Below are 26262 nucleotides of genomic sequence, written 5' to 3'. Positions count from 1 at the left end.
ATTTAAAAATAATAGATAATAAAGAAAAAATAATAAATAAGGTTCAAAGGCCACTTTGAACCTTATTTATTATTTTTTTTAAAAGTTAACAGATATAAAATCGACTTTAGCATTAAAAAGTAATTACCATAAAAAAACTATCTTTAAATCGCCGACTATTAACTATTATCTATTAACTAAATTTTTAGTTCTTATTTATAAAATTCAATCATAATATATATAAAAGTCATATATTAATATAATAGATGTTCTAAATATGATTGAATTTAGGGGGGAATAAAATGTCAGTAGAACTTATTAAAGACCTAATTAAAATAGACCAAACTATTGCAAAGGAAGAGATACAGTCTTTAGTAGAAGGAGAAATATACTTACCTGATAATAAGCCAAATATAAATAAGATACTAACTATAGACGGAGATGCAGAGGTGACTTCTGTTAAAGCACAGAAGGATAAGATTATAGTTGGAGGTATAGTTAAATTTAAAGCACTATATAATGCCGATGATGAAAATCAACCTATACATAGTATAGAAGCTAGCACTGACTTTAGGGACGAAATAGAAATAAAGGGAGCAACGGAGGAAGTATTAGTAGATATTAAATCTCTTATAGAACATATAGACTACAATCAACTTGATGAAAAAAGAATATCTGTAAAGACAGTTCTTTCTCTGGAAGGGAAGGTTAAAAGTAATGATAACATTGATATAGTAAAAGAGGTTGTTGGTGAAGAAGGGCTTCAAGTATTAAAAGAGACTATAAAATATAACGAAGTTATAGGAACAAATGCTTCTTCTACAATGGTAAAGGAAGCCTTCGAAGTTTCTAAAGATATGCCTAATATATTGGATATATTAAGAACCGATACTAAGGTATATGAGAAAGAAACTAAGGTAGTTGATGATAAGGCAGTGGTCAATGGAATTATAGATCTTTCCATTATGTATTTTGGAGATGATGCCCAAAGTCAAATTAACTATTTAAATCACGAGATACCATTTACCCATTTTGTAGAGATAGCAGGGGCATTAAAGGATATGAAATCTAATGTTAAGTTCGGTATAGAAGAGATGGTATGTGATACTAAAGAAGATATAGAAGGAAACATAAGGGTATTTGATATTGAAACAATAGTGAAGGTAGAAGCTGATGTATATGAGGAAAGGGAAAAGGAGATAACTGCTGATACATACTCTACTAACAAAAAATTTAATGTTCAAAAGAAAGCTTTAGATATATCTGAAAATGTTGGTCATTACGATGCTAAAGAAATAGTTAAGGGAACAATAAGTTGTAATGATAGTATCAAAGATGTATATAATATCAATATGAGACCCAATGTTACAGACTATAGAGTTGTAGAGGGAAAGGTTATAATAGAGAGTTTCTTGACCGTGGATATGCTTTATGAAGAATCTAATAGCAATAATATAAAGGTCTTGAAAGAGGAAATACCATTTAAGACATATATAGATATTGAAGATATAAAAGATGGAATTGAAGTAGAGGTAGAAGGAATATTAGAAGGCTTTAAATATGATAAAACATCATCTAGTGAAGTTGAAATAGAAGCTACAGTAAAAAATAGTATAGATATAAATAGAATTAAGACAATAAATATGGTAGTGGAAGCAGAAGAACTAGAAGAAGAAGTTGATAAAAAGTCTAGACCTAGTATAACTGTATATATTGTCCAAAAAGAAGACACCATATGGGATATAGCTAAAAGATATAATACAACAGTGGAAGAATTAATAGAAACCAATGAAATATTAGCCCCTGAAAATATAATGCCCGGGGAAAAGATAATAATAGAAAAGAATTTAGAGTTAAACCTTTAAAAATACAGATAATAGATAATAAAGAATAGAGAATAGATAAGGTGCAAAGTGGCCAGAGGCCACTTTGTTTTTTAGTTTTTTTGGTTGGGGGATTAGAATCCCCCAGCTGATATAATGAAATTTTACGAACGAAGTGAGTAAAATAACCATATCTATTCTTTATTATCTATTCTTTATTATCTATTCTTTATTCTTTAGTGTCAAGTTCTTTATTCTTTAATAAACTTGTATTATAATAAGTATAAACATAACAAAAAACTGGAGTTGAAAACATGGAAGAAATAAAGATAGATGCCTATGGAAAAATAAATTTATCCCTTGATGTTATAGGAAAAAGGGAAAATGGATATCATGAACTGGAAATGGTAATGCAGCAAATAGATTTAAAAGATACTATAACAATAAAAGAGACCGATAAAGATATTATAGTTGATTGTAATAATAGAAATGTTCCTACAGATAGTACTAATCTCGTATATAAAGCCTGTGAATTAATAAAGGATAAGTTTAATATTAATAAAGGTGCATATATTTATATAGATAAAAAAATTCCCATGGCAGCAGGATTAGCTGGAGGTAGTTCCGATGCTGGGGCTACATTAAAGGGACTAAATGAAATGTGGAACTTGAATCTTAATGAAAAGGAGTTAATGGATATAGGAGTAAAAATTGGAGCCGATGTACCCTATTGTATTATGGGGGGAACTGCCTTAGCTAAGGGTATAGGGGAAGAGTTAACTAAACTAAATAGTTTTTCTAATAAATTAATATTACTTGCAAATCCTAATATAGAAGTATCCACTGCTTATGTATACAATAATCTTAATATAGAGAAAATTAAAGAACATCCCAATACGAAGGAAATTATAGAAGGGGTTAATAAAGGGAATATAGAAAAAGTATTAAATAATATGGTAAATGTATTGGAAACTGTAACCATAAATAAGTATCCTATTATACAGAAAGTAAAAGAAGCTATGATAAAAAATGGTGCATTAGGAAGCCTAATGAGTGGAAGTGGACCAACTGTATTTGGAATATTTGATGATATTAACAATGTTAACATATGTAAGGATGAGTTAAGTGAATATATAGATAATTTATTCATTGTAAAAACGATCTAGGAGGATATAAAAAATGGATAGTGACTTAAATAATCTTAATCTCCATGACTATAAGCCCCTAAGGGAAATAGTTTTTGAATCATTAAGACAGGCAATAATAGAAGGAGATCTGAGGCCTGGGGAAAGGGTTATGGAGGTTCAATTGGCAGAAAAATTAGGGGTAAGTAGAACCCCAGTAAGGGAGGCTATAAGGAAGCTGGAACTAGAAGGTCTTTTAGTAATGGTACCTAGAAAGGGGGCATATGTTGCCGATGTATCCTTTAAGGATGTTTTAAATGTAATAGAGGTAAGGGCTTCCCTAGAGGGACTTGCTGCATCCCTTTCGGCTGAAAGAATGACTGAAGAGGAAATAGAAAAGCTAAAAGAAAAGGGAAAAGAATTTAATAAATGCCTTAAAGAAAATGATACCGATGGAATGATACAGAAAGATGTGGAATTTCATGATATTATATTTCAAGGAACAAGAAATGATAGACTAGTAAGTATAGTTGAATCCCTAAGGGATCAGATACATAGATTTAGGGTTGCCTATATAAGGGAGTATGAACAGTCCCATAACCTTGAAACTGAACATGAAAAAATAATAGAAGCTATATGTAAAAGGGATACAAAAAAAGCCAGAGAACATGCCCAATATCATATAGAAAACGCAGAAAACTATATAGTAGCTAAAGCTGAAGCAAAATTAAATAAAGGTAAAAATAAAGGTTAAAGGGGTAATTACCCCTTTAATTTTTTTGCATAATAACACCTGAAGATGTAAATATTACTTAATAGACTAAACTTTGATTTAAAGAATAAAGAATGAAGAATAAAGAATAGATAAGGAGACTTTACTCCCTATGGTCGTAAAAATTTGAATGTGTAGGGACAGGGCATGCCCTGGCCACTTTGCACCACATCTATTCTCTATTCTTCATTCTCTACTCTTTAATAAAGCGGGGGTGTTACCATGAATATATTTTATACAGCCATAGAACAATTAAGGGATATATGTAACATATACTGGCTATTTTTTATAGTATTAATAGGACTATTTACTTTCTTTATAGATGGCAATTATTTCAAAAATAAAAAATCAAAAAAAGAAGAAAAGCTAGCAAGGATAATTGGACTTATTTACATAATAGCAGGACCAGTTATTTTTACTGCACTGAAACTTTTGTAAAGACAAAGAATAAAGAATGAAGAATAAAGAATAGATAAGGAGATTTTACTCCCTATGGTCGGAAAATTTGAAGGTGTAGGGCCAAGGGCATGCCCTGGCCACTTTGCACCACATCTATTCTCTATTATCTAATAAAAAGGGGTTGATAACTTGGGTTTATTTAAAAAAAATAAAAGAAAGTCAATGGATGGAGAAAGAAAAATATCCATTTCAAAAGATATAGAGACAAACTTAAAAATTATAAAGGAAACACTAATAGACTGTGATGATATAGTATACAGACCTATTACCGTAGGGAAAACTCAAAAATATAATCTGGCAATAATATATACCGATGGACTTGCAGATAAAGAACTTGTAAGTAACTTTGCACTAGAACCCCTTTTACATGAGGCTAGAGAAGAAGAGCCCAGTCCCAATAGGGTAAAATATAATCTTTATGACCTTATAAAAAAAGCCAATCTTGCCATAACTGAAATAGGGGAAGTTGAAACTTTAAATGAAGTTGTGGATAAGGTGCTAATAGGGGAAACAGTTCTTCTTATTAATAATTATGAAAAGGTAATGGTATTATCATCTAGGGGATGGCCCATGAGGGGGGTAAATGAGCCCCAAATAGAAACTGTAGTTAGGGGCCCTAGGGATGGATTTAATGAAACTTTAAAGGTAAATACATCCCTTATAAGAAGGCGAATAAGGGATCCGAAACTAAAGGTAAAAAATATGCAACTGGGAGTAAGGTCAAAAACCGATGTGGCATTAATGTATATAGAGGATATTGTAGATGGAGATATATTGAAAGAGGTTAACAAAAGACTTAAAAGTATAAAAATAGATGCAATATTAGAAAGTGGCAATATAGAGCATCTAATAGAAGATAATAGATTCTCCCCATTTCCCCAATGTCAGAGTACAGAAAGACCCGATGCAGTTGCGGCAGGTATATATGAAGGGAGGGTTGCCATTGTTGTTGATAATACACCCTTTGCTTTGATGGTGCCATCAACGGTAAATACCCTTTTACAGTCTCCAGAAGACTACTATGATAGATGGCTTATATCATCATTAATAAGACTGATAAGATATTTTGCCATGGCAGTGGCACTACTTTTCCCTGCCCTATATATAGCAATGACAGCATATCATCCAGGGATGTTACCTACCCAGCTGGCAATATATGTGGCGGCCACAAGGGTAACGGTTCCATTTCCCGCATTTGTAGAGGCTTTTATAATGGAGGGGACTATAGAGCTTTTAAGGGAAGCTGGAGCTAGGCTATCTGGTCCCATAGGTACCACCATAGGTATAGTAGGAGGTTTAGTTATAGGGCAAGCGGCAGTTGAAGCCGGGATAGTAAGTCCCCTTATGGTAATAATAGTAGCGGTAACCACCATATCTTCCTTTGTAATACCTAACTATAGTTTTGCAACAGGATTTAGATTTATAAGATTTATAATTATGGCTTTAGCAGCAGTACTTGGATTATATGGCATAATGCTAGGCCTTATATTATTAGCCAGCCATTTAGTAACCCTTAAAAGTTTCGGGGTACCCTATACTAACCCCTTTACTAATATAGGAAGGTCTTTAATAGATCTAAAGGATAGTTTTATAAAAATACCTATAAAGGATATGACAAGAAGGCCTATATATACTAAGGTCACCGATAAAGACAGGAAACCATATAAAGAGTCTAATGATAAGGATGAAGATAATGATAGCTAATAATAATAAAATAACAAACGGTCAATTAATGGCAATAATACTGGGAAATATAATAGGTGTAGGGGTATTGTCTCTACCAAGGGCTCTAGCCGATAGTCTCGATCAGAATGGGTGGGTTTTAATTTTGGTAAGTGGTTTTATTACCATAATTATGACTATTATTATAACCCGTCTAATGTTATATAAACCAGGTAAAACCATAGCTGAATTTGCACGGGATATAGTAACTACTCCTATAGCCGATTTTTTCTCTTTTCTATACATTCTTTATTTGTTATTTTTTGCAGCATTTGTTGTAAGGGTATTTGCTGAGGTTATAAAGATGTTTTTACTAACAAAAACCCCAACTGAGGTAATAATAATAACTATGCTTTTAACCATAGCATATATAGGTAGAAGAGGAGTAGAAGGGATTGGGAGGATAGCTGTATTGATGATTCCCATTATAATACTTCCCCTTATTATAATATTTTTTGTAATATTACCAGAACTGGAATTCTCCAATCTTTTGCCGGTTTTTAGATTTAAGTTTGCAGACTTAGTTAAGGGAATACCCGATACCTTTTTCAGTTTTGCAGGTTTCGATTTATTAATATTATTTATGGCATATAGCTCCAATCCTAAGAAAGCTATGAAATATAATATATCAGCTGTACTAGTAACCATGGCTGTATATCTATTAATATTTATAACAGTAATATCTAGATTTGGGGTTGTGGAAACCCAACATCTATTATGGCCAACATTATCCTTAATGGGAACAATAGATTTTCCAGGGGCTTTCATAGAAAATATCCAAGGGGTAATAATGGCACTATGGGTTTTAGTTGCATTTACCACATTAACGCCCCTTATATATGGATTAGCATTAACTGCTAGCAAACTCTTTAGGGTAAAGGAGTATAACTTTTTCGTACTTCCCATAATTCCAATAATATTTATACTGGCACTAGTACCGGATAACTTGGCATCCATATATGATTATATAACTAAGATAAGTTATTATCTAGGGTCATTTATAATCATAGTTGCACCAATAATAGTATTTGCGGTTTCGTTATTTAAGAAGGGAAAGAAGGGATCTAAAAATGGCTAAAACAAAACTTGTAATATTAGTATTATTATCAATCTTTCTAATAACAGGATGTTGGGATAAGGTGGAAATAAATGAAAGGGCATTTATTTCAGCAGTTGGGATCGATGATTATAAAGGAGAGGGTTCTGAAGAAAAGAAATATATTGTTACATATGTTTACCCAAATCTTAATGCCATAGGTAAAAATGGTCAAGGTCAGCCAAGGTTTGTAATATCAAGTGTAGGACAAAGTACCTATGATACCACAAGGGAAATAAGGACTAGAATTAATAAGGTTATATTTTTTCAACATATGAAGGTGTTAGTGATAGGAGAAGATGCAGCTAGAAATAATAATATGTTAAGGGAACTATTAGATTCCTTAGAAAGACATAGTCAAGTAAATAGAAAGGTAAATGTTTTAATAGCTAAGGGAAAAGCGGAAGATGTTCTAAATCTGGAATCAGAATTTGAACCAGTAACTGGAACCTATATATCGGATATATCTAGGGGTTCTGAAAGTACTGCTAGATTTAGTCCCCAGACCTTGGGGGATGTAGTTAAAAATCTACATGAAAATGGGATGGCATTAATGCCTAGGGTAGTAACGGGAGAAAAGGATTTGAAAGTAGCAGGATCGGCCATTATAAAAGACCATAGGCTATTGGGATGGTTGGGAGAAAAGGAAACTAGAGGTGCCATGTTCTTAATGGACAAATTTAAGTCCGATGTGGTTACTGTAACTAAGGAAATCAATAAGGAAAAAATCACAGTCCCATATATAATAACAAGCTCTAAAACTAAATTAAAAGTAAAGGGTAAGGAAGGAAATATAAAGGTAGACATTCCAATACAGATGGAGGGATATGTTCAACAGTTTAAACTTAATACAGGGGAAGATGCCTTGGATAATAAATTTTTAGAATCCGTGGAAAAAGTTATTGAGGAAAAAATAAAAAAAGAAATAAATGTAACAATTGAAAAGCTACAAAAAGAATTTAAAGCCGATGTAATAGGTATTGGAGGACATATAAGTAAATATGAACCGGATTTATGGGATAATATAAAGGATAACTGGGGAAATATATTTCCTGAAGTTGATATAAATGTTAGTATAGAAGCAAAAATAAGAAGGATAGGATTAACAAAATAATGTTTAAAAAAAGCGTCCATTGTTAATACTACTATATATAAAGGAATTGGATTTTATTAGATATTATATATAGTATTTGAAATGAAAAGAAATAATACTAAAAATGTTTAAGATTAAGTGGTTAGTTCGTAGGTTGTTGGGGGATTCGTAATCCCTCAACTGAAACTAAGACTAGAACTAAAACTAAGAACAATGGAGGTATAATAATGAAAAAGAAAATTTTAAAAGGAATAATTATTTCATTCTGTATTGTATTAGCCATAGGCATTGTATCAATAAGCGATGTTCTAAAAAATAGAAAGTCCTATAAAGAAAGCTTAATAAGATTCCATGTGGTTGCAAATAGTGACTCAGATCAAGACCAGCAATTAAAATTAAAAGTAAGGGACAAAATAATAGGTAAAATGAATGAGAAGTTTAAAGACTCATCATCCCTTGATGAAACAAGAAAAATCATAGAAAATAACATAAAAGAAATAGAGTACATAGCAAAAAATGAATTAAATAGACAGGGCAAAAATTATGATATAAATGTAGATTTTGGTTATCATAACTTTCCAACAAAATCCTATGGAAATTTCACACTACCGGCGGGAAAATATGAAGCAGTAAATGTGGTAATAGGAGAAGGAAAAGGTAAAAACTGGTGGTGTGTAATGTTCCCTCCTCTATGCTTTGTAGATGTAACAAATGGTCTTACAGATGAAAAAACAGAAAGTGAATTGAAAGAGGTATTAACAGAGGAAGAATACAACATGATTAAAACAGCAAAAAGTAAAGAAGATACCGATGTGAAGTTAAAATTTAAACTAGTAGAGATACTTGAAAAGGGAAAAATTAAACTAGGTAACCTTTTTTAAATGCAAATAATAAATAATAGAGAATAGAGAATAGATAATGTGCAAAGTGGCCAAAGGCCACTTTGTTTTAATTTTGTCGCTGAAGGATTAGCTTTTATTGCTAAAGAATTAGCTCTTGTTGCTGGGGGATTCGTAATCCCCCAGCCAATATAATGAAATTTTACGAACTAAGTGAGTAAAATAACCATATTTATTCTTTCTTTAAAAGGGTGCATAAAACCCCTTTCTAATACAAAAAATAATCCCATACAAAACTAAAACTGAAAGGAGAACATAATATGAAAAAATTAGTTGTAATAACTAGTTTTTTATTACTAATTTCATTATCTATAGGTACATATTACATAATGGGTATAACTCCCTCCAATGAAATCCTAGAACAAGAGGCTTCTAGTATTACCCAAGCTCCATTATATTGGGGCTCAAAGGGTCAAGATGTTAAAAATGTTCAGTGGCAATTACTTAAATGGGGTTATTATAACGGAAGCGTTGATGGTCTATATGGTCCAGAAACCTATAGGGCAGTTAGGGAATTTCAGAGTAAAAATGGATTAGCAGTAGATGGAGTTGTGGGACCTAATACTGCGGCGGCTTTGGGCATAAATATCGATAACCAGCCACCGGCTAAAACGGCTTCAACAGCTGGAGTGAGTAGAAACGATGATATATACCTATTAGCCAGGGCCATCCATGGTGAAGCCAGGGGAGAGTCTTATATAGGAAAAGTTGCAGTAGCGGCAGTTGCATTAAATAGGGTAGAAAACCCATCATTCCCCAATACAATAGCGGGAGTTATATATCAACCATTGGCATTTACTGCAGTTACAGATGGCCAAATAAATCTTAACCCTGATAAGGAATCCATGAAGGCAGCTAGAGATGCCATAAATGGATGGGATCCAACATATGGTTGCTTATATTATTGGAACCCCGCCACATCAACCAGCAAATGGATTTGGTCAAGGGAAGTGGTAGTAAAGATAGGAAAACACTGGTTTGGTAACTAGAATAGGAGGTGGAAAATTTGAAGTATAAAAGACTAATAATACCGGCAATACTGATTATAGCATTAGTAGCAACAGGGGTTTGGGGTTACAATCAATATAAAATGAAAAATAATTACGAAATAGCCCTTAACAATCATTATCAGATGTTATTTTATGATTTAAAGGATCATGTAGAAAATGTTCAGGTTAATCTATCCAAGGCTCTCTTATCCGGTTCAAAGGAACAAAATGTCCTATTATTATCTCAAATAATGCAACAGGCGTATATGGCTGAAGAGAAATTAGGACAAATGCCAGTAAAACATAGTGATATAGCCCAAACACAAAAATTTTTAACCCAAGTTTCTGACTATAGTTTTTCCCTTGTGGAGGACATACTAGAAGGACAATCGTTAAATCAAAAAAGGTCTAAATCAATGATAGACCTACAGCAGTATACAAGTTATCTATCAAAGGAATTATCAGAACTCCATGGAAAGTTAGCTAAGGGTCAATTTAGCATTGGCACGGTAAAAAGAAAGAAAAAAAATAAATTGGAAAATACCAGTGATAATATGTTAGATGCAAGATTAGTTAAACTAGAAGAGAAAATGACAAATTATCCTGAACTAATATACGATGGTCCATTTTCAGACCAAGTTATGAATGTAAATCCCAAGGGCCTAGGAGATAAAAAAGTAGATGAAAAGCAGGCAAGAAAAATAGCTGCAGATTTCATTGGAATAGATAAAGTGGAAAAACTTACAATGTTTGAACAGGGAAAAAATATAAATAAAGCTAAAATACCATCCTACACCTTTAGCATTGCACCGGAAAACAAAGAAAAGGAGCGGGGCATGTACATAGGTGTAAGTATGAAAGGTGGTAAAGTGGTATGGATGGAAAACCCCCGTAATGTTCCAGCGATAAAGTTAAATATGGAATCTGCAAGAAAAAAAGCAAAGGAATTTTTAAATGAAAAGGGATATAACAATATGGAAGCCAACTATTCCCTAAGATATGATGGAGTAGCAGTATTTAATTTTGCATATAAGGACAATGGAGTAACAATATATCCAGATCTTATAAAAGTGAAAGTGGCATTAGATAATGGGGAAATCCTAGGGATAGATGCAGCCCAATATCTAAAAAGCCATCATAATAGAGATATCCCCGAACCTAAATTAACTGAATCAGAGGCAAGGGAAAAAGTTAGGGTAGACTTTGAAGTGGACAGTGTAAGACTTGCTATAATTCCAGAAACGGGAATAAAAGAAGTGTTATGTTACGAATTTAAAGGAAAATATCAAGGCAGTGACTTTATAGTATATATAAATGCATTAACAGGAAAAGAAACAAAGATACTTAAAATAATTAAAAATGAAAATGGAACCCTTACATTCTAAAAAGGAGCCTAGAACCGTGGCTCCTTTTTAGAATGTTAATTTTAAATTGTAAATTGTAAATTATAAATTAAAAGATGGGGTATTTAGTTTGGTCATGGATTTGTAACATTTTAGCTCTTCGACTTTGTTGTTTAGTTACTGAAGGATTTGTCACTTCTAATTATTTGGCCTTCGTTGTTGGGGGATTCCTAATCCTCTAACTTTGTTTGGATATTTTTCTTTATTTCTATTATAATAAAAGTATAACTTTTAAATTAAAGAATAAAGAATGGAGAATAAAGGATAGATAAGGAAATTTTACTCCCGACGGTGGTAAAATTAAATTATGCAGGGACTGGGCATGCCATGTCCTCCCACCCTGTAAAGTGGAGGGAAAGAGCCGAAATAAAACTAGTTAACCACTAAAACCGCTATACTGTTGTTGGGGGATTCGTAATCCCCCAACCAATAAACCTAGAAAAGCACAAGGACTGGGGGATTAAGAATCCCCCAGTAACAAAACGTCAAATATAGGCTTAATATATTTAACCCCCATCCGTAGGGACTGGGCATGCCATGTCCTCCCACCCTGTAAAGTGGAGGGAAAGAGCCGAAATAAAATTAGTTAACCACTAAAACTGCTATACCGTTGTTGGGGGATTCGTAATCCTCCAACCAATAAACCTAGAGAAGCACAAGGACTGGGGGATTAAGAATCCCCCAGTAACAAAACATCAAATATAGGCTTAATATATTTAACCCCCATCCGTAGGGACTGGGCATGTCATGTCCTCCCACCCTGTAAAGTGGAGGGAAAGAGCCGAAATAAAACTAGTTAACCACTAAAACTGCTATACCGTTGTTGGGGGATTCGTAATCCTCCAACCAATAAACCTAGAGAAGCACAAGAACTGGGGGATTAAGAATCCCCCAGTAACAAAACATCAAATATAGGCTTAATATATTTAACCCCCATCCGTAGGGACTGGGCATGTCATGTCCTCCCACCCTGTAAAGTGGAGGGAAAGAGCCGAAATAAAATTAGTTAACCACTAAAACTGCTATACCGTTGTTGGGGGATTCGTAATCCTCCAACCAATAAACCTAGAGAAGCACAAGGACTGGGGGATTAAGAATCCCCCAGTAACAAAACATCAAATATAGGCTTAATATATTTAACCCCCATCCGTAGGGACTGGGCATGTCATGTCCTCCCACCCTGTAAAGTGGCGGGAATGGGCCGAAAATAAAACCTATCAAAAAAACAAAAACAACTAACAACCAAAAAACATCGAAACGACACAATTTATAATTTAAAATTTACAATTTAAAATTCCGAAGGCAGGTCCAAGGCAAAAACCCAGACCGCCAAACCTAACAATTAACAATTAAAAATTAACAATTCCGAAGCAAACCGCTTCGGCAAAGGGGTGTTATATAAAATGGACAATAGACCCATAGGGGTATTTGATTCTGGAATAGGGGGTCTTACTGTATTAAAGGAAATAATGGAGCAACTTCCAGGAGAAGATGTAATATATTTTGGTGATACAGCTAGGATACCCTATGGAACCAGATCTAAAGAAACCGTGACAAAATACTCTTTTCAATGTATAAAGTTTTTACTAAGCAAAAAAATAAAGGCAATAGTTATAGCCTGCAATACCGCCAGTGCCATAGCTTTAGAAGAAGCGCAAAAAAACTTTGATATACCCATAATAGGTGTAATAACCCCCGGTGCCAATAAAGCTGCACTGGTGACTAAAAATAAGAGGATAGGAGTTATCGGTACCACGGGAACCATAAATAGTGAAGCCTATCAAATGAGAATACGAAGAATAGATAAATCATCCCAAGTGATAGGGATAGCATGCCCTTTATTTGTACAAATAGTGGAAGATGGATGGGAAGATAGTGATGTAGCCAAGCTTACAGCTGAAAAATATTTAATGGAACTTAAAGAACATGATATAGATACCCTAGTTTTAGGGTGCACCCATTACCCAATATTAAGATATACATTAAGCAAAGTCATGGGGGATAAAGTAAATCTAGTAAATCCTGCATTTGAAACTGCTAAGGTCACAAAAGAAATATTAAAAGAAAAGGGATTATTATCAGATAAATTAGATAAACCTAAATACAAATATTATGTAAGTGATGCCCCTGAAAAATTTAGAAGAATAGGGGGAAATATATTAGGTAAAGATATTGAGACCATAGAAAAAGTAAGTATAGAAAATTTATAGTTATTAACTGAGAGGAGAAAGTTATGAAAGAAGTAACATTAAGAATATTAGGAGAACAAAAACATACTGACGGAGAAAAAAATGACATAGAATTAACTACCCTAGGGAAGTTTTATAAAAAAAATGATATATATTATATCGTTTATGATGAAAGTGAACTATCAGGCATGGAAGGCTCCACTACAACATTGAAAATAGAAGGTAGCAAAATATCAATGAAAAGATTTGGCAACAACAACTCAAAACTTACATTTGAACAAGGAAAAAAGCATCGAACAAGCTATCAAACTCCCTATGGAAATATGTTGATGGAAGTAGTAACTAGAACAGTAGACCTAGATATATCCGATAAAGGAAAGGGCAATATAAATCTAGACTATAGGTTAAGTATTGGTGGGGAAGTTGAGAGTAGAAACAGGCTTTCGATTAAAATACACTAAAAGTAGTTAATAGATAATAGTTAACAGATAATAGTCAAAAGCTTATTAGTTGTGAATTCATTGGGAGACTAATTTTAGAGGAGAATTGAGAGTGGAGAGTTTGAGGTGATTTTACTCACCTTGGTCGTAAAATATTATATATCAAATCGGCTTCAGCCGATTTGTACATTTAACTCTCCTATCTCAACTCTCAACTATATTAACTACTTTCTAGCTTAAATTGCCAGTTTTCCGTCACTAAATGCCCGAAAATCGGCATAAAAGGAAAGGGGGAATAACTTGAAAGATATCTTACTTAAGGAAAATATATACAAGATACTAGATTACATAGATGAAGGTATTCATATAATAGATAAAAATGGCAAAATAATATATTACAATAAATTTGCAACGAAGCTAGATGAAATAGATGATGATAAGGCTGTGGGTAGGCATATATTAGAAATATATCCTTCATTATCATATGATACCAGTACCCTTTTGCAGGTTATGAAAACGGGAAAGCCAATATTTGATGTTGAGCAAACATTTATAAACTATAAAGGGGATAAAATAACTACAGTGAATTCATCTATACCCATAAGGTCTAAAAAAGGTATTGTTGGTGCATTGGAACTATCTAGGGACATAACAAAGGTAAGGGAATTATCCGAAAGAATATTAGACCTTCAAAAAGAACTATACAAAGATGACAAGAAAAAAAGGAAAAATAAAACCACTGCAAACTATACATTTGTAGACATTATAGGACAATCGGAGAAAATGCTTAAATTAAAATCCCTTTCTTTAAAGGCAGCTCAAACATCATCACCGATATTGGTATATGGGGAAACTGGAACGGGAAAAGAACTATTGGTACAATCAATACATAGTGCAAGTAATAGAAAGAATAAACCCTTTGTAACCCAAAACTGTGCTGCCCTTCCAGCAAATTTACTTGAGGGAATACTTTTTGGAACATCTAAGGGTGGCTTTACAGGGGCTGAAAATAGACCGGGATTGTTTGAAGTGGCCGATGGGGGAACACTTTTTTTGGATGAAATAAATTCAATGCCCCTAGAGCTTCAAGCAAAGCTATTGAGGGTACTTCAAGATGGGACAATAAGAAGGGTAGGTTCCACTAAAACGGTAACAGTTGATGTAAGGATAATAGCTGCCACAAATACTGACCCTGACCTAGCAGTTGAAAATAAAGAGTTAAGAAAAGATCTATATTATAGACTTAATGTTGTAACATTAGGTATCCCAGAACTTAAGGATAGAAAATCTGATATTCCAGTACTTACAGACTTTTTTATAGATAAGTATAATAAAAAGTTAAATAAATTAGTTAAAGGTGTAACAAAAGAGGTATCCCAGGTATTTATAAAATATAACTGGCCAGGAAACGTTAGGGAACTTGAACATGTTATAGAAGGCATAATGACAATATATGATACAGAAAAAATAAGTCTAGAACACCTCCCCCAGCAATTTGAACAATCCATATATAGTCCCAGAGAAAAGATAAAACCCCTTAGGGAAACCATAGAAGAAACGGAAAAAAATATTATACTAGATGCTCTAAAGAAAACAGACTTTAACATAACAAAAACAGCAAAACTAATAGAAATCCCAAGACAAACCCTTCAGTATAAGATGAATAAATACGATATTAAAAAATAACGCCAAAAAACGGGCGTTATTTTTTTGTTGAAGAATAAAGAATGAAGAATAAAGAATAGATATGGTTATTTTACTCCCTTTGGTCGTAAAATTAAATTATGTAGGGACAGGGCATATCTAGATTTCTTCAACACCAGTCATTGACTAACCTCTAATATACTTACTATATAAGAAAAATATAATAAATCCAAAGTGGCCTCCGGCCATCTTTGCACATTATCTATTCTTTATTCTCTATTATCTATTCTTTAAAACAACCTGGCATACTTCTTGCAATTATAAATAACCGAAAAGCCAATCGTTAAAAATAAAACAAAAAGCAAAAAAAGGGGAGGCGTTTTTAATGAAAAAAGGATGTCCATATGGAACACATAGGGTTATAGAACCAAAAAATACATTACCACAACCAGCGGTGAAGATTGATAATACCATGGAGATATATGACAATGAGATATTAATTGATGTTCAAACATTAAATATAGACTCAGCAAGTTTTACTCAAATAAAAGAAGAAGCAAAGGGCAAAGAAGAAAAGATAAAGGAAATAATGAAAAATATAGTAGAAACTAGGGGTAAACATCAAAATCCCGTTACAGGTTCTGGAGGAATGTTAATAGGTACAGTAAAGGAAATAGGACCAGCATTAGAAGGTAAGGTTGATCTTAAAGTTGGAGATAAAATAGCTACATTAGTTTCATTATCGCTAACACCACTTAAAATAGATGAAATATTAGCAGTTAGAAAAGACATAGACCAAGTAGATATAAAGGGAGAAGCAATATTATTTGAAAGTGGAATATATGCGGTACTTCCTGAAGATTTACCAGAAAACTTAGCATTATCTGTACTTGATGTTGCCGGTGCACCGGCTCAAGCAGCAAAACTTGTTAAACCAGGAGATAATGTATTAGTAATAGGTGGAGCAGGTAAATCTGGTATGTTATGTTTATATGAAGCGAGAAAAAGAGTTGGAGTAAACGGAAAAGTAATATGCCTTGGATATAGTGAAGAAAGCTTAGAGAGAGCAAAGTCAGCTGATTTAGCCGATGTTTACATAAAGGCAGATGCAACTAATGCAGTGGAAGTACTAGAAAAGGTAAAGGAAGCTACAAATGGAGAAATGACAGATATAACTATAAACTGTGTAAACGTACCAAACACAGAAATGCCAAGTATCTTGGCCACTAAAGACGATGGACTTATTTACTTCTTTAGTATGGCAACAAACTTCACAAAAGCAGCCCTAGGAGCTGAAGGTGTAGGAAAAGATACAACAATGATAATGGGAAATGGTTACACAAAAGGCCATGCTGAAATAGCCCTTCAGATAATGAGGGAAAGTAAGGAACTAAGAAAGATTTATGAAGAGCTTTATGCTTAATATTAAAGAATAAAGAATAGATAAGGAGATTTTACTCCCTACGGTCGTAAAATCAATTATGTAGGGACTGAATATATTCAGCCTCCCGCCGTATGAAAGGGCAAGGGGTTATAATTTAGTTGTTGGGGGATTCGTAATCCCCCAACCAAAGTGGCCTATGGCCACTTTGCACCATATCTATTCTCTATTCTTTATTATCTATTATTTGAATTAAAAAAATGGGGGGAATAGAAAAATGCGTTCATATAAACAAATTCCATTATGGGAAAACGTTAAAGAAGAGGATTGGAAGGATTGGAAATGGCAAGTTAGAAATAGAATAACAGATGTTAATCAGTTAAAAGAGGTTATAAACCTTACTGAAGAGGAAGAAAAGGAAATAGGGGAAACCTTAAGTAAATTTAGAATGGGTATAACACCATACTATGCATCACTAATGGATAGAGACGATCATAGATGCCCAATAAGGATGCAAGCAGTACCAACTATTATGGAAACCCATAAGGGTAGTGCTGATATGGAGGATCCCCTTCATGAAGATACAGACTCTCCAGTACCGGGACTTACCCACAGATATCCAGATAGGGTATTGTTCCTTATTACAGATCAGTGTTCCATGTACTGTAGACACTGTACAAGGAGAAGGTTTGCCGGTCAAAAAGACGGAGAAGTGGGAATGGATAGGATAGAAAGGGCTATTGAATATATAAGAAACACACCACAGGTTAGGGATGTATTACTATCTGGGGGAGATGCATTATTAGTATCCGATGAAAAACTTGAAAGCATTATTAAGAGGTTAAGGGAAATACCCCATGTTGAAGTAATTAGGATAGGTTCAAGGGCTCCAGTTGTAGTGCCTCAAAGAATAACAGATAACTTAGTTAATATGCTTAAGAAATATCATCCAGTATGGTTAAACACCCACTTTAACCATCCAAAGGAAATAACAGAGGAATCAAAAGAAGCAATAAGGAAGCTAGCAGATGCAGGAATACCTCTAGGAAATCAGTCGGTTTTATTAAGGGGAGTAAATGATTGTGTCCATGTAATGAAAAAATTAGTTCAAGACCTTGTTAAAATAAGGGTTAGACCATATTATATCTATCAATGTGATTTATCTATGGGAATAGAGCACTTTAGAACTCCAGTTGCTAAGGGAATCGAAATAATAGAAGGCCTTAGGGGGCATACATCAGGATATGCAGTTCCTACATTTGTCGTTGATGCTCCAGGGGGAGGAGGAAAAACTCCAGTAATGCCTAATTATGTTGTATCAATGAATCATAACAAAGTTATCCTTAGAAACTTTGAAGGAGTTATAACAACTTATACAGAACCTGATAATTATGAGCCAATCTGCAACTGTGAAGTCTGTAAGGGAGAAAAAGAACAAACCCTAACAGGAGTAGCAGGCCTACTTCAAGGAAATCAAATAGCATTAGAACCAACTAAATTGGCAAGAAGAGAAAGAGGACATAAGTAAAAAGAATAAAGAATAGAGAATAAAGAATAAATAAAGAAACCTTCGACTGAAGTCGAAGCCATAAATTAAATAAAAATAAAGTGGCCAAAGGCCACTTTGGACCATATCTATTCTCTATTCTTTATTATCTATTATCTAGATAAAGCGGGGTTTTCAAAGTGTCCATATTAGACTCAATTAAAGAAGAAAATAAAATAATATCAATAGTAGGTATGGCGAAAAATGCCGGGAAGACTGTTACTTTAAACCATATAATAGAAGAGGCCTATTATAATGATGTCAATATAGGCATAACATCAACGGGGCGGGACGGGGAAAGTGAAGACTTGGTTACAAGAACGGAGAAACCAACTATATATGTTTATGAAGACACATTAATAGCGACGGCTGAAAAGACTCTGGTATTGGGGGATGCCAAGGTTGAAATAATAGATGTTACAGATTATAGAACACCTATGGGAAGGGTAGTAATCGGTAAAGTAAAAAACAGTGGATATGTTCAAATAGCAGGGCCTAATACGGTACATACAATAAAAAAAGTATCTGAAAGAATGATAGATTTGGGGGCAGATATAACATTAATAGATGGAGCTTTAAATAGAACATCATCGGCGGCTCCATCCATATCAGATGGAACCATATTGTCAACTGGAGCGGTTTTAAGTAGGGATATGAATAATGTAATCAGAGAAACCCTTCATAGGGTTAGCCTTTTTACATTACCATCGGTTAAAGATGAGAATATAAGAAAGCTAGCAAGTAGAATAATCGATAATAAAGAGCTAGCAATAATAGATAAAGAATTTAACATAAAGTCACTAAATATAAAAACAGCCTTAAATAGTGGGAAGGTAATCGGAGAAAATATAGATGAGGATACAAAGGCTGTTGTTATATCGGGATCATTAGTAAAAAAAACCATATCAGATATTATCGATGTAACTAAAAGGTATAAAGATGTGGATTTTATAATAAAAGATGGCACAAGGGTATTTATAGATTCTAAAGTGTGGCTAAGTATTATTAGGAAGGGATTTAAGCTAAAGGTTTTAAATCCCATTAATATAATAGCCGTTACAATAAATCCCTATTCACCTAAAGGATATTATTTTGAGCAAAGAGAATTTCTAAATAAAATGAAAAGCTTCCTAACAGATGTTAATGTATATGATGTGGTATATGGTGGTGAGTGATATGGATACATTTATAAATAATAGGGGTAAAAATAATATAGACTTTGATTATATATTAGATAGATTAAATGTATATACTCCCTATGGAAGAAAAAGAAAAAAGAAGCTGAAACCCTTTGTTTTAGGTGAGGAAAAGAAATTAAAAAAAGAGTTATCACTGGTTAAAGAATTTATAGAGCTTATGTATAATGAACGGTATCTATTTATAAAACTAAGGGATATATTTGTTCATATAAAAGACTTAGAAAACTCCATAAAAAGGGCCTTAGATAACAATGTACTATCAGAGGTTGAACTATTTGAAGTAAAAAACTTTATCTTTCTTTTAAAGGATATTATAAATGAAGTAAAAAAGATAGATTATACTTTTCCAAAGGACATAATGGTAAAGAGAATAAAAGGTCTAGAGTCCCTATTAGATCCAAAGGGAGACAATGTAAAAACCTTCTATATATATGATGAGTACTCTGAGGTATTAAGGGATATACGAAAAGAAAAAAAGAAGGTTCAAAGGGCTATTAAGCTAGAAAGAAAAAGACTTAAGGATAAAGTAGAAAAGGATTTAAACATAAAGGTAAAGGGAAATGGAAATATTGTTGTTCTTAAAAATGATGATAGGCTTTTAAAAAAGCTTAACGATCACCCAAACTTAAAGTATAATTCAGAAACATATATGAACATTAAGTACTCAATAAGAACAACCGACAAAATAGACGACCTAGAAATACGTCTAGAAAGGTTAAAGGAATATGAAGAATCAGAGGAATATGATATTAGAAAAAGCTTGTCAAAGAAAATAGCGGATTTAAGTGAAGACATATTTTACAATATGGATATGGTTGGAAAGCTTGATTTAACCATAGCAAAGGCAAATATGGCCATAGAAACAAATGGGGTTATGCCTAATATAACCGATAAAAACATTATAGAGTTTCAAAATGCTAAACATATAAAAGTAGAAGATAATCTCCATAAAAATAGAAAAAGCTTTGTACCAATAAGTGTTAAACTAAAAAAAGGGGTTACCTGTATAACCGGTGCAAACATGGGAGGTAAAACCGTATCCCTTAAGCTCATAGGACTTATGTGTACCATGGCCCAATATGGTTTATTTGTCCCCTGTGAAAAAATGACCTTTGGTCTTAGAAGCTTTGTATATGTTTCCATAGGGGATTTACAATCAACTGATATGGGACTAAGCACCTTTGGAGGAGAAATAGAAAATATCCAGCAGGCAATAGAAAGAACAGAAAATAGAGGCCTTATATTAATAGATGAACTGGCAAGGGGCACCAATCCAATAGAAGGATATGCCATATCAAAGGCAATAATTAATCACTTAAAGAAGAAAGATTCCATAACAGTCATAACAACCCATTATGACAATATAGCTAAAGATAAAGACGTAATCCACCTTCAAGTTATAGGTCTTTCCGATATAGATTTTGATAAACTAAAAGAGGAATTAAGGGAAAATGACTACGGAATAGAAGCAGTAGCCAAATATATGGATTACAGATTAATAGAAGTAAAAAGCACAAAGGAAGTCCCAAAAGATGCTATTAATATAGCTAGGCTTATGGGACTTGACCCAGAGATAGTTAGGGCAGCGGAAGAAGCTTTGAATTAAAGAATAAATAATAGAGAATAAAGAATAAATAAGGAGATTTTACTCCCTATGGTCGTAAAATATAATAAAAACAAAGTGGCCAAAGGCCACTTTGCACCACATCTATTCTCTATTCTTTATTCTCTATTATTTAAATAAAAGGGAGGTATAATAAAATGAGCAAACTTAACTTAGATAGAAGCAAAGTCGATAGCGCCAGAGGGGCTGCTAGGAATATTGCTGAAGATATTCAGAAATTTATAGATAGACATACAACAGTAACAGTTGAAAGAACTGTAGTAAGATTATTAGGTATAGATGGAGTAGATGAGATAGAGAAACCCCTTCCTAATGTTGTTGTTGACAATATAGTAGAGGAGGGAGGTTTATCTGTAGGCGCTGCCTATTGGATAGGTAATGCAATGGTTCAAACAGGGGATGACCCTCAAACAATAGCTGAAAAGGTAAGTGCTGGAGAAATAGATTTAACTAAACTACCTATTTCCGATGAAAATGAAATAAGGGAAAAGATATATGATATAGCAAAGAAGAGTACAAATAACATAAAGAAAAAAAGGGAAGAAAGGGATAACTACCTTAATACAATAGGTGAAGGTCCAAAGCCATATTTATATGTTATAGTTGCAACAGGAAATATATATGAAGATATAGTTCAAGCAAAAGCAGCTGCAAAGCAAGGGGCAGATATTATAGCAGTTATAAGAACCACAGCCCAAAGTTTACTTGACTATGTACCCTATGGCCCAACAACAGAAGGTTTCGGTGGAACCTATGCAACTCAGGAAAACTTTAGACTAATGAGGGAAGCCCTAGATGAAGTTGGGGAAGAGGTTGGAAAATATATAAGACTGTGTAACTACTGTTCAGGACTTTGTATGCCAGAGATTGCTGCAATGGGTGCCATGGAAAGACTTGATGTAATGCTAAATGATGCCCTATATGGTATATTATTTAGAGATATAAATATGAAGAGAACATTGGTTGACCAATACTTCTCAAGAATAATAAATGGATATGCTGGAATCATTATAAACACGGGAGAAGATAATTATCTAACAACAGCAGATGCAGTAGAAGAGGCCCATACAGTACTTGCCAGTCAATTTATAAATGAACAATTTGCATTAAAGGCAGGACTTACTGAAGAACAAATGGGACTTGGTCATGCATTTGAAATGAATCCCAATATAGAAAATGGATTTTTATGGGAACTTGCCCAGGCTCAAATGGCTAAGGAAATATTCCCCGATGCAACATTAAAATATATGCCACCTACTAAATTTATGACAGGAAATATATTTAAAGGTCATCTTCAAGATGCATTATTTAACCTAGTATCAATATGGACTAATCAAGGGATACAATTATTAGGTATGCCAACAGAGGCTATCCATACACCCCATCTTCAAGATAGAAACTTAGCAATTGAAAATGCTAAATATATATTTAATAATGCAAGAAATATTGGAGATGAAATAGAATTTAAAAGGGATGGTATAATCCAGACTAGAGCTAAAGAGGTCTTAGAAAATGCCGAGACTTTACTTAAGGATATAGAAAAGGAAGGCCTATTCTCAACCATAGAACAGGGTAAATTTGGTGGAGTAAAAAGACCTAGAGATGGTGGAAAGGGTCTTAGTGGTGTAACAACTAAGGATGACAAATACTATAATCCATTTATAGAACTTATGCTTGGAGGTGACAAATAATGGCTATAGAAAAGGTAGATTTAACAAGGGTAAAACCCTATGGAGATACATTAAATGATGGAATGATGCAGTTTAGCTTTACTTTACCCATACCCCATGGAGATGAAGCCGATGAAGCAGCTAGAAGACTTGCTAAAAAAATGGGACTAGCAGAACCTAGTGTTGTTCATTCAGAAGACTTAGGTATAGGATATACATTCTTTGTAGTATACGGCAAGTGTGAGCATACCATTAACTATGAAGAAATAGAAGTGCCTAAAGTTGATATGGATGTAATGAGTAAAAGTGAAGTTGAAGACTTCATAAAGGAAAATATAAAAAGGGATATAGTTATAGTAGGTGCCTGTACAGGGACCGATGCCCATACCGTTGGAATAGATGCCATTATGAATATGAAGGGATATGACGGACACTATGGTCTTGAGAGATATAAAATGATAGAGGCCCATAACCTAGGTAGTCAGGTTCCAAACGAAGAGTTGGTAGCCAAAGCAATAGAACTAAATGCCGATGCAATATTAGTATCCCAAGTGGTAACCCAAAAAGATGTTCACATACCAAACCTTACAGAACTTGTAGAACTATTAGAAGCAGAAGGAATAAGGGATAAAGTAGTATTAACCTGTGGAGGCCCAAGAATATCCCACGAACTAGCGAAAGAACTAGGCTACGACGCAGGATTCTCTAGAGGTTCATTCGCTAATCATGTGGCGACTTTTGTGGTTAATGAAATAGTTGAGAGGAAACTTGTTTAAAAAATTGACAATTGACGATTGACAATTGACAGTTAAGGTGCAAATCGGCTGAAGCCGATTTGGGTAAAATCACTTAAAAAAATTGACAATTGACGATTGACAATTGACAATTAAGGTATAAATCGGCTGAGGCCGATTTGGGTATAACATTTTACGACCGTAGGGAGTAAAATCACCTTAAATTGTCCACTGTCAATTGTCAATTGTCAATTTACTAAAAATTGTTTCAGTTCTTTTTCAAGTCAACTACCAAGGATCGATCAACAAAAACAAATGAATCCCCCCTACTTGCCTGTGAATTAGGCATTAAAATCTTATCCCTATTTATCCCTAATTCATTTGCCTTATCCACATAATTAAGGGGCCATTTTTTTTCAGGGTCTAATGTATCATCATAACCTAATATTCTTACCATTAAGGCTAAAACTTCACCATAGGTTATGTTATTATTAGGTCTAAAGGAACCATCTTCATATCCATTGAAAAGGCCTTCTTTAACGGCTATATTAATATAACCGGCTCCCCAAAAGTCACCTTTGACATCTGTAAACTTAGTATCCTTTTTATAACTTTCAGCCTCATCATCTCTACCTATAAGTCTAACTACTAAGGTGGCAAATTCCGCTCTAGTTATATTATTTTCAAGCTTAAGGGACCCATCCTCATATCCTGTAACTATATCTAAAGTAATAAGTCTTTTTGCAGCTTTCTCCTGAACCTTCAGGTCTTCGGCAAACCCTATAGAACTTAATGTAATTAATATAATTAATGTAATAGAAATTATCTTTTTTATTTTAAACACATCCTTTCTTATTTTTAGTAGACTTTATTTTAGTGGAAGGTTATCATATCTATTCTTAAAAAAACGTAGGGACAGGGTTTGTCCTGTCTAAGGTTTGACCAAAACCTAGTAAACCTTTCGCCACTAACTATAAAACCATTATATCAAATTAGTCCCATTAAAACTATTTCAGAAACATTACAAAAAAATGAAGGAAAAACATAAGAAATATTGAAACTATAAATATTATGGAATTTTGCCGAAAATAATAGTAGATAGATGATAGTAGATAGATAATAGTTAAGAGTCAAAGGTGTTGGTAACTGTGATTTACTGAGTAGGTTTTCAGTTTGCTATGGGATTCGTAATCTCCCAGCCCATACAATCTCGGCTTAAGACAAAGAGTAACATATTCTTTCTTTAACAGCCACTATTAACTATTATCTATTAATTAAAAAGGGGTGTCCAATAAATGAGAAAGACTTTATTAATAATACTACTAATAATAACACTTTTGCCAATAGCAACCGTTGCCTATGGAGGATTGGAACGATATAAAGGGTATGATAATTATAGTACTTTATATGATTATATTAGATTTTATGATACAACGAAACTTAAAGCTAAGCCATCAATAGATAAGATTGCCAGTTTGTTAATGGTAAGGGGGATAGACTATAGGCACTATGATAAAAACTCTTACTTAACCTATGAAGATGCCATATCAATACTTGTAAGACTTATGGGTATAGAAGATATAGGTCAAAAGAAGTCTAAGGAATATATAAATATGGATAATGAAGTAAAAGATAAATTTACCACAAATGAAAAATGGGTAAAGGGTCATGTAAATACATTAATAGAGAGAAGTATAATAACTGGAAATGAAATAAATAAAATTACATATATATCAGATAAGAAGCAAAAAGAAATGGATAAAAAAATAAAAAAGCGACTTGAAAGTGTGAAGAATCCATCTAAAAAAAGTAAACTCAAATCTAAATTAGAGGAAAAGCTTAACTATAGTAACATATGGAAAAGGCCTATAACAAGGGAACAGTTTATGGTATGGATAGGCAGGGCCCTTGAAGTGGAAGAAAAATATGGACAGAGTCAAAACTATATCTATACATTACTTGATATGGAAAAGATAGAAACTGAAAATATACCCATAATAGAAGGACTAATGAGAAAGGGAATAGTAACTGGTTATACTGATAAAACTCTAAAACCAAAGGGAAAAATGACAAGGGTAGATGTGGCAAGGTTTATAGATAAAATAGTAGATTATAATCTTGTGAAAAATGGATATAAAATCCAAAAAGGAGATGTATATAAAATAAATAAAATAGTTACTACAAAAGCAGATGAATTACTAAATGATTTAGTATATGTGGGGGAAAGTGAATTTAAGATAAAAAACAATGATTCCACATTTGCCAATATAAAAACTATTGACTCTGAAGATAGTAGAAACGATAATGGGTTTATAGTACTAAAGGATGGAAAAGTATATACCCAGAATATTATAGATCAAGGAGATTATATAAAATATTATGTAAATAAAAAGGGAGAAGTGATATATGCAAAAGTATTAGACTAGTTTGGATATATGTGGATATAAACAATAGGTTGAAATTTGTCGATAAGATA

Annotated in this window: 21 protein-coding genes; 20 read left to right on the top strand and 1 reads right to left on the bottom strand. The window is 33.3% G+C overall.

Annotated features, from left to right (window positions below; all coding sequences use genetic code 11):
- The first annotated feature begins 281 nt into the window (after positions 1 to 281).
- The 19 genes from V6137_RS02265 (at position 282) to kamE (ending at position 23828) form a co-directional block, all read left to right on the top strand.
- Positions 282 to 1844: a DUF3794 and LysM peptidoglycan-binding domain-containing protein gene (locus V6137_RS02265; protein ID WP_425446258.1), complete on the top strand. Its 1563-nt coding sequence runs from the start codon at positions 282 to 284 to the stop codon at positions 1842 to 1844.
- 272 nt (positions 1845 to 2116) lie between these two features.
- Positions 2117 to 2968 (top strand): 4-(cytidine 5'-diphospho)-2-C-methyl-D-erythritol kinase, encoded by an 852-nt coding sequence (gene ispE / locus V6137_RS02260; RefSeq protein WP_425446257.1) that lies wholly within the window; start codon positions 2117 to 2119, stop codon positions 2966 to 2968.
- A gap of 13 nt (positions 2969 to 2981) precedes the next feature.
- Entirely contained in the window at positions 2982 to 3680 is a 699-nt protein-coding gene (locus V6137_RS02255; protein WP_425446256.1) for a GntR family transcriptional regulator, read from the top strand.
- Positions 3681 to 3920: 240 nt separating this feature from the next.
- Positions 3921 to 4136 (top strand): CLC_0170 family protein, encoded by a 216-nt coding sequence (locus V6137_RS02250; protein ID WP_425446255.1) that lies wholly within the window; start codon positions 3921 to 3923, stop codon positions 4134 to 4136.
- A 150-nt stretch (positions 4137 to 4286) separates the two neighbouring features.
- Positions 4287 to 5861 carry a spore germination protein gene (locus V6137_RS02245; RefSeq protein WP_425446254.1) on the top strand — a complete coding sequence of 525 codons (1575 nt, stop codon included), beginning with the start codon at positions 4287 to 4289 and terminating at the stop codon, positions 5859 to 5861.
- Positions 5851 to 6957: a GerAB/ArcD/ProY family transporter gene (locus tag V6137_RS02240; RefSeq protein ID WP_425446253.1), complete on the top strand. Its 1107-nt coding sequence runs from the start codon at positions 5851 to 5853 to the stop codon at positions 6955 to 6957. Before V6137_RS02245 ends, V6137_RS02240 begins: the two co-directional genes overlap by 11 nt.
- Positions 6950 to 8089, top strand: a complete 1140-nt coding sequence (locus V6137_RS02235; protein ID WP_425446252.1) for a Ger(x)C family spore germination protein — start codon at positions 6950 to 6952, stop codon at positions 8087 to 8089. The genes V6137_RS02240 and V6137_RS02235 overlap by 8 nt, the downstream gene beginning before the upstream one ends.
- A gap of 206 nt (positions 8090 to 8295) precedes the next feature.
- Positions 8296 to 8949, top strand: coding sequence for a stage II sporulation protein R (gene spoIIR, locus V6137_RS02230; RefSeq protein ID WP_425446251.1), 654 nt, complete (start codon positions 8296 to 8298; stop codon positions 8947 to 8949).
- A 278-nt stretch (positions 8950 to 9227) separates the two neighbouring features.
- On the top strand, positions 9228 to 9956 hold the full coding sequence (gene sleB, locus V6137_RS02225) for a spore cortex-lytic enzyme (RefSeq protein ID WP_425446250.1): 729 nt from the start codon (positions 9228 to 9230) through the stop codon (positions 9954 to 9956).
- 17 nt (positions 9957 to 9973) lie between these two features.
- Positions 9974 to 11341 (top strand): germination protein YpeB, encoded by a 1368-nt coding sequence (ypeB, locus tag V6137_RS02220; RefSeq protein WP_425446249.1) that lies wholly within the window; start codon positions 9974 to 9976, stop codon positions 11339 to 11341.
- Between the two features lie 1421 nt (positions 11342 to 12762).
- Positions 12763 to 13569 carry a glutamate racemase gene (murI, locus tag V6137_RS02215; RefSeq protein ID WP_425446248.1) on the top strand — a complete coding sequence of 269 codons (807 nt, stop codon included), beginning with the start codon at positions 12763 to 12765 and terminating at the stop codon, positions 13567 to 13569.
- Positions 13570 to 13592: 23 nt separating this feature from the next.
- Positions 13593 to 14009 (top strand): YwiB family protein, encoded by a 417-nt coding sequence (locus tag V6137_RS02210; RefSeq protein WP_425446247.1) that lies wholly within the window; start codon positions 13593 to 13595, stop codon positions 14007 to 14009.
- 279 nt (positions 14010 to 14288) lie between these two features.
- Positions 14289 to 15674 (top strand): sigma-54 interaction domain-containing protein, encoded by a 1386-nt coding sequence (locus tag V6137_RS02205; RefSeq protein WP_425446246.1) that lies wholly within the window; start codon positions 14289 to 14291, stop codon positions 15672 to 15674.
- Between the two features lie 343 nt (positions 15675 to 16017).
- Positions 16018 to 17055, top strand: a complete 1038-nt coding sequence (gene kdd, locus V6137_RS02200) for an L-erythro-3,5-diaminohexanoate dehydrogenase (protein ID WP_425446245.1) — start codon at positions 16018 to 16020, stop codon at positions 17053 to 17055.
- A 235-nt stretch (positions 17056 to 17290) separates the two neighbouring features.
- Positions 17291 to 18541 carry a lysine 2,3-aminomutase gene (gene kamA, locus V6137_RS02195; protein ID WP_425446244.1) on the top strand — a complete coding sequence of 417 codons (1251 nt, stop codon included), beginning with the start codon at positions 17291 to 17293 and terminating at the stop codon, positions 18539 to 18541.
- Between the two features lie 158 nt (positions 18542 to 18699).
- Positions 18700 to 19734 (top strand): lysine 5,6-aminomutase reactivase subunit KamB, encoded by a 1035-nt coding sequence (gene kamB, locus V6137_RS02190; RefSeq protein WP_425446243.1) that lies wholly within the window; start codon positions 18700 to 18702, stop codon positions 19732 to 19734.
- 1 nt (position 19735) lies between these two features.
- Positions 19736 to 21364 carry a lysine 5,6-aminomutase reactivase ATPase KamC gene (gene kamC / locus V6137_RS02185; protein WP_425446242.1) on the top strand — a complete coding sequence of 543 codons (1629 nt, stop codon included), beginning with the start codon at positions 19736 to 19738 and terminating at the stop codon, positions 21362 to 21364.
- Between the two features lie 155 nt (positions 21365 to 21519).
- On the top strand, positions 21520 to 23073 hold the full coding sequence (kamD, locus tag V6137_RS02180; RefSeq protein WP_425446241.1) for a lysine 5,6-aminomutase subunit alpha: 1554 nt from the start codon (positions 21520 to 21522) through the stop codon (positions 23071 to 23073).
- Complete coding sequence (kamE, locus tag V6137_RS02175) at positions 23073 to 23828, top strand: lysine 5,6-aminomutase subunit beta (protein ID WP_425446240.1); 756 nt, start codon at positions 23073 to 23075, stop codon at positions 23826 to 23828. Before kamD ends, kamE begins: the two co-directional genes overlap by 1 nt.
- A 226-nt stretch (positions 23829 to 24054) precedes the next feature.
- Here kamE and V6137_RS02170 read toward each other — a convergent pair whose 3' ends face one another.
- On the bottom strand, positions 24055 to 24630 hold the full coding sequence (locus V6137_RS02170) for an S-layer homology domain-containing protein (RefSeq protein ID WP_425446239.1): 576 nt from the start codon (positions 24628 to 24630) through the stop codon (positions 24055 to 24057).
- A 451-nt stretch (positions 24631 to 25081) separates the two neighbouring features.
- Between V6137_RS02170 and V6137_RS02165 the strand changes: the two genes are divergently transcribed.
- Positions 25082 to 26212 (top strand): S-layer homology domain-containing protein, encoded by a 1131-nt coding sequence (locus tag V6137_RS02165; RefSeq protein ID WP_425446238.1) that lies wholly within the window; start codon positions 25082 to 25084, stop codon positions 26210 to 26212.
- Positions 26213 to 26262 lie beyond the last annotated feature (50 nt).

This window comes from Dethiothermospora halolimnae, from assembly GCF_037577855.1.
GTDB classification, from domain to species: Bacteria; Bacillota; Clostridia; order Tissierellales; family VENL01; genus Dethiothermospora; species Dethiothermospora halolimnae.
Note: the sequence above shows the minus strand (reverse complement) of the source record. Positions and strands in the feature narration are given on the sequence as shown.

Excerpts from the sequence above, each read along its gene's own strand:
- V6137_RS02210 (WP_425446247.1), top strand. The coding sequence starts at position 13,593 with ATGAAAGAAGTAACATTAAGAATATTAGGAGAACAAAAACATACTGAC.
- kamC (WP_425446242.1), top strand. The coding sequence starts at position 19,736 with ATGGATACATTTATAAATAATAGGGGTAAAAATAATATAGACTTTGAT.
- V6137_RS02235 (WP_425446252.1), top strand. The coding sequence starts at position 6,950 with ATGGCTAAAACAAAACTTGTAATATTAGTATTATTATCAATCTTTCTA.
- V6137_RS02250 (WP_425446255.1), top strand. The coding sequence starts at position 3,921 with ATGAATATATTTTATACAGCCATAGAACAATTAAGGGATATATGTAAC.
- V6137_RS02165 (WP_425446238.1), top strand. The coding sequence starts at position 25,082 with ATGAGAAAGACTTTATTAATAATACTACTAATAATAACACTTTTGCCA.
- V6137_RS02240 (WP_425446253.1), top strand. The coding sequence starts at position 5,851 with ATGATAGCTAATAATAATAAAATAACAAACGGTCAATTAATGGCAATA.
- kamA (WP_425446244.1), top strand. The coding sequence starts at position 17,291 with ATGCGTTCATATAAACAAATTCCATTATGGGAAAACGTTAAAGAAGAG.
- kamE (WP_425446240.1), top strand. The coding sequence starts at position 23,073 with ATGGCTATAGAAAAGGTAGATTTAACAAGGGTAAAACCCTATGGAGAT.
- V6137_RS02265 (WP_425446258.1), top strand. The coding sequence starts at position 282 with ATGTCAGTAGAACTTATTAAAGACCTAATTAAAATAGACCAAACTATT.
- sleB (WP_425446250.1), top strand. The coding sequence starts at position 9,228 with ATGAAAAAATTAGTTGTAATAACTAGTTTTTTATTACTAATTTCATTA.
- ispE (WP_425446257.1), top strand. The coding sequence starts at position 2,117 with ATGGAAGAAATAAAGATAGATGCCTATGGAAAAATAAATTTATCCCTT.
- kdd (WP_425446245.1), top strand. The coding sequence starts at position 16,018 with ATGAAAAAAGGATGTCCATATGGAACACATAGGGTTATAGAACCAAAA.
- V6137_RS02255 (WP_425446256.1), top strand. The coding sequence starts at position 2,982 with ATGGATAGTGACTTAAATAATCTTAATCTCCATGACTATAAGCCCCTA.
- murI (WP_425446248.1), top strand. The coding sequence starts at position 12,763 with ATGGACAATAGACCCATAGGGGTATTTGATTCTGGAATAGGGGGTCTT.
- spoIIR (WP_425446251.1), top strand. The coding sequence starts at position 8,296 with ATGAAAAAGAAAATTTTAAAAGGAATAATTATTTCATTCTGTATTGTA.
- kamD (WP_425446241.1), top strand. The coding sequence starts at position 21,520 with ATGAGCAAACTTAACTTAGATAGAAGCAAAGTCGATAGCGCCAGAGGG.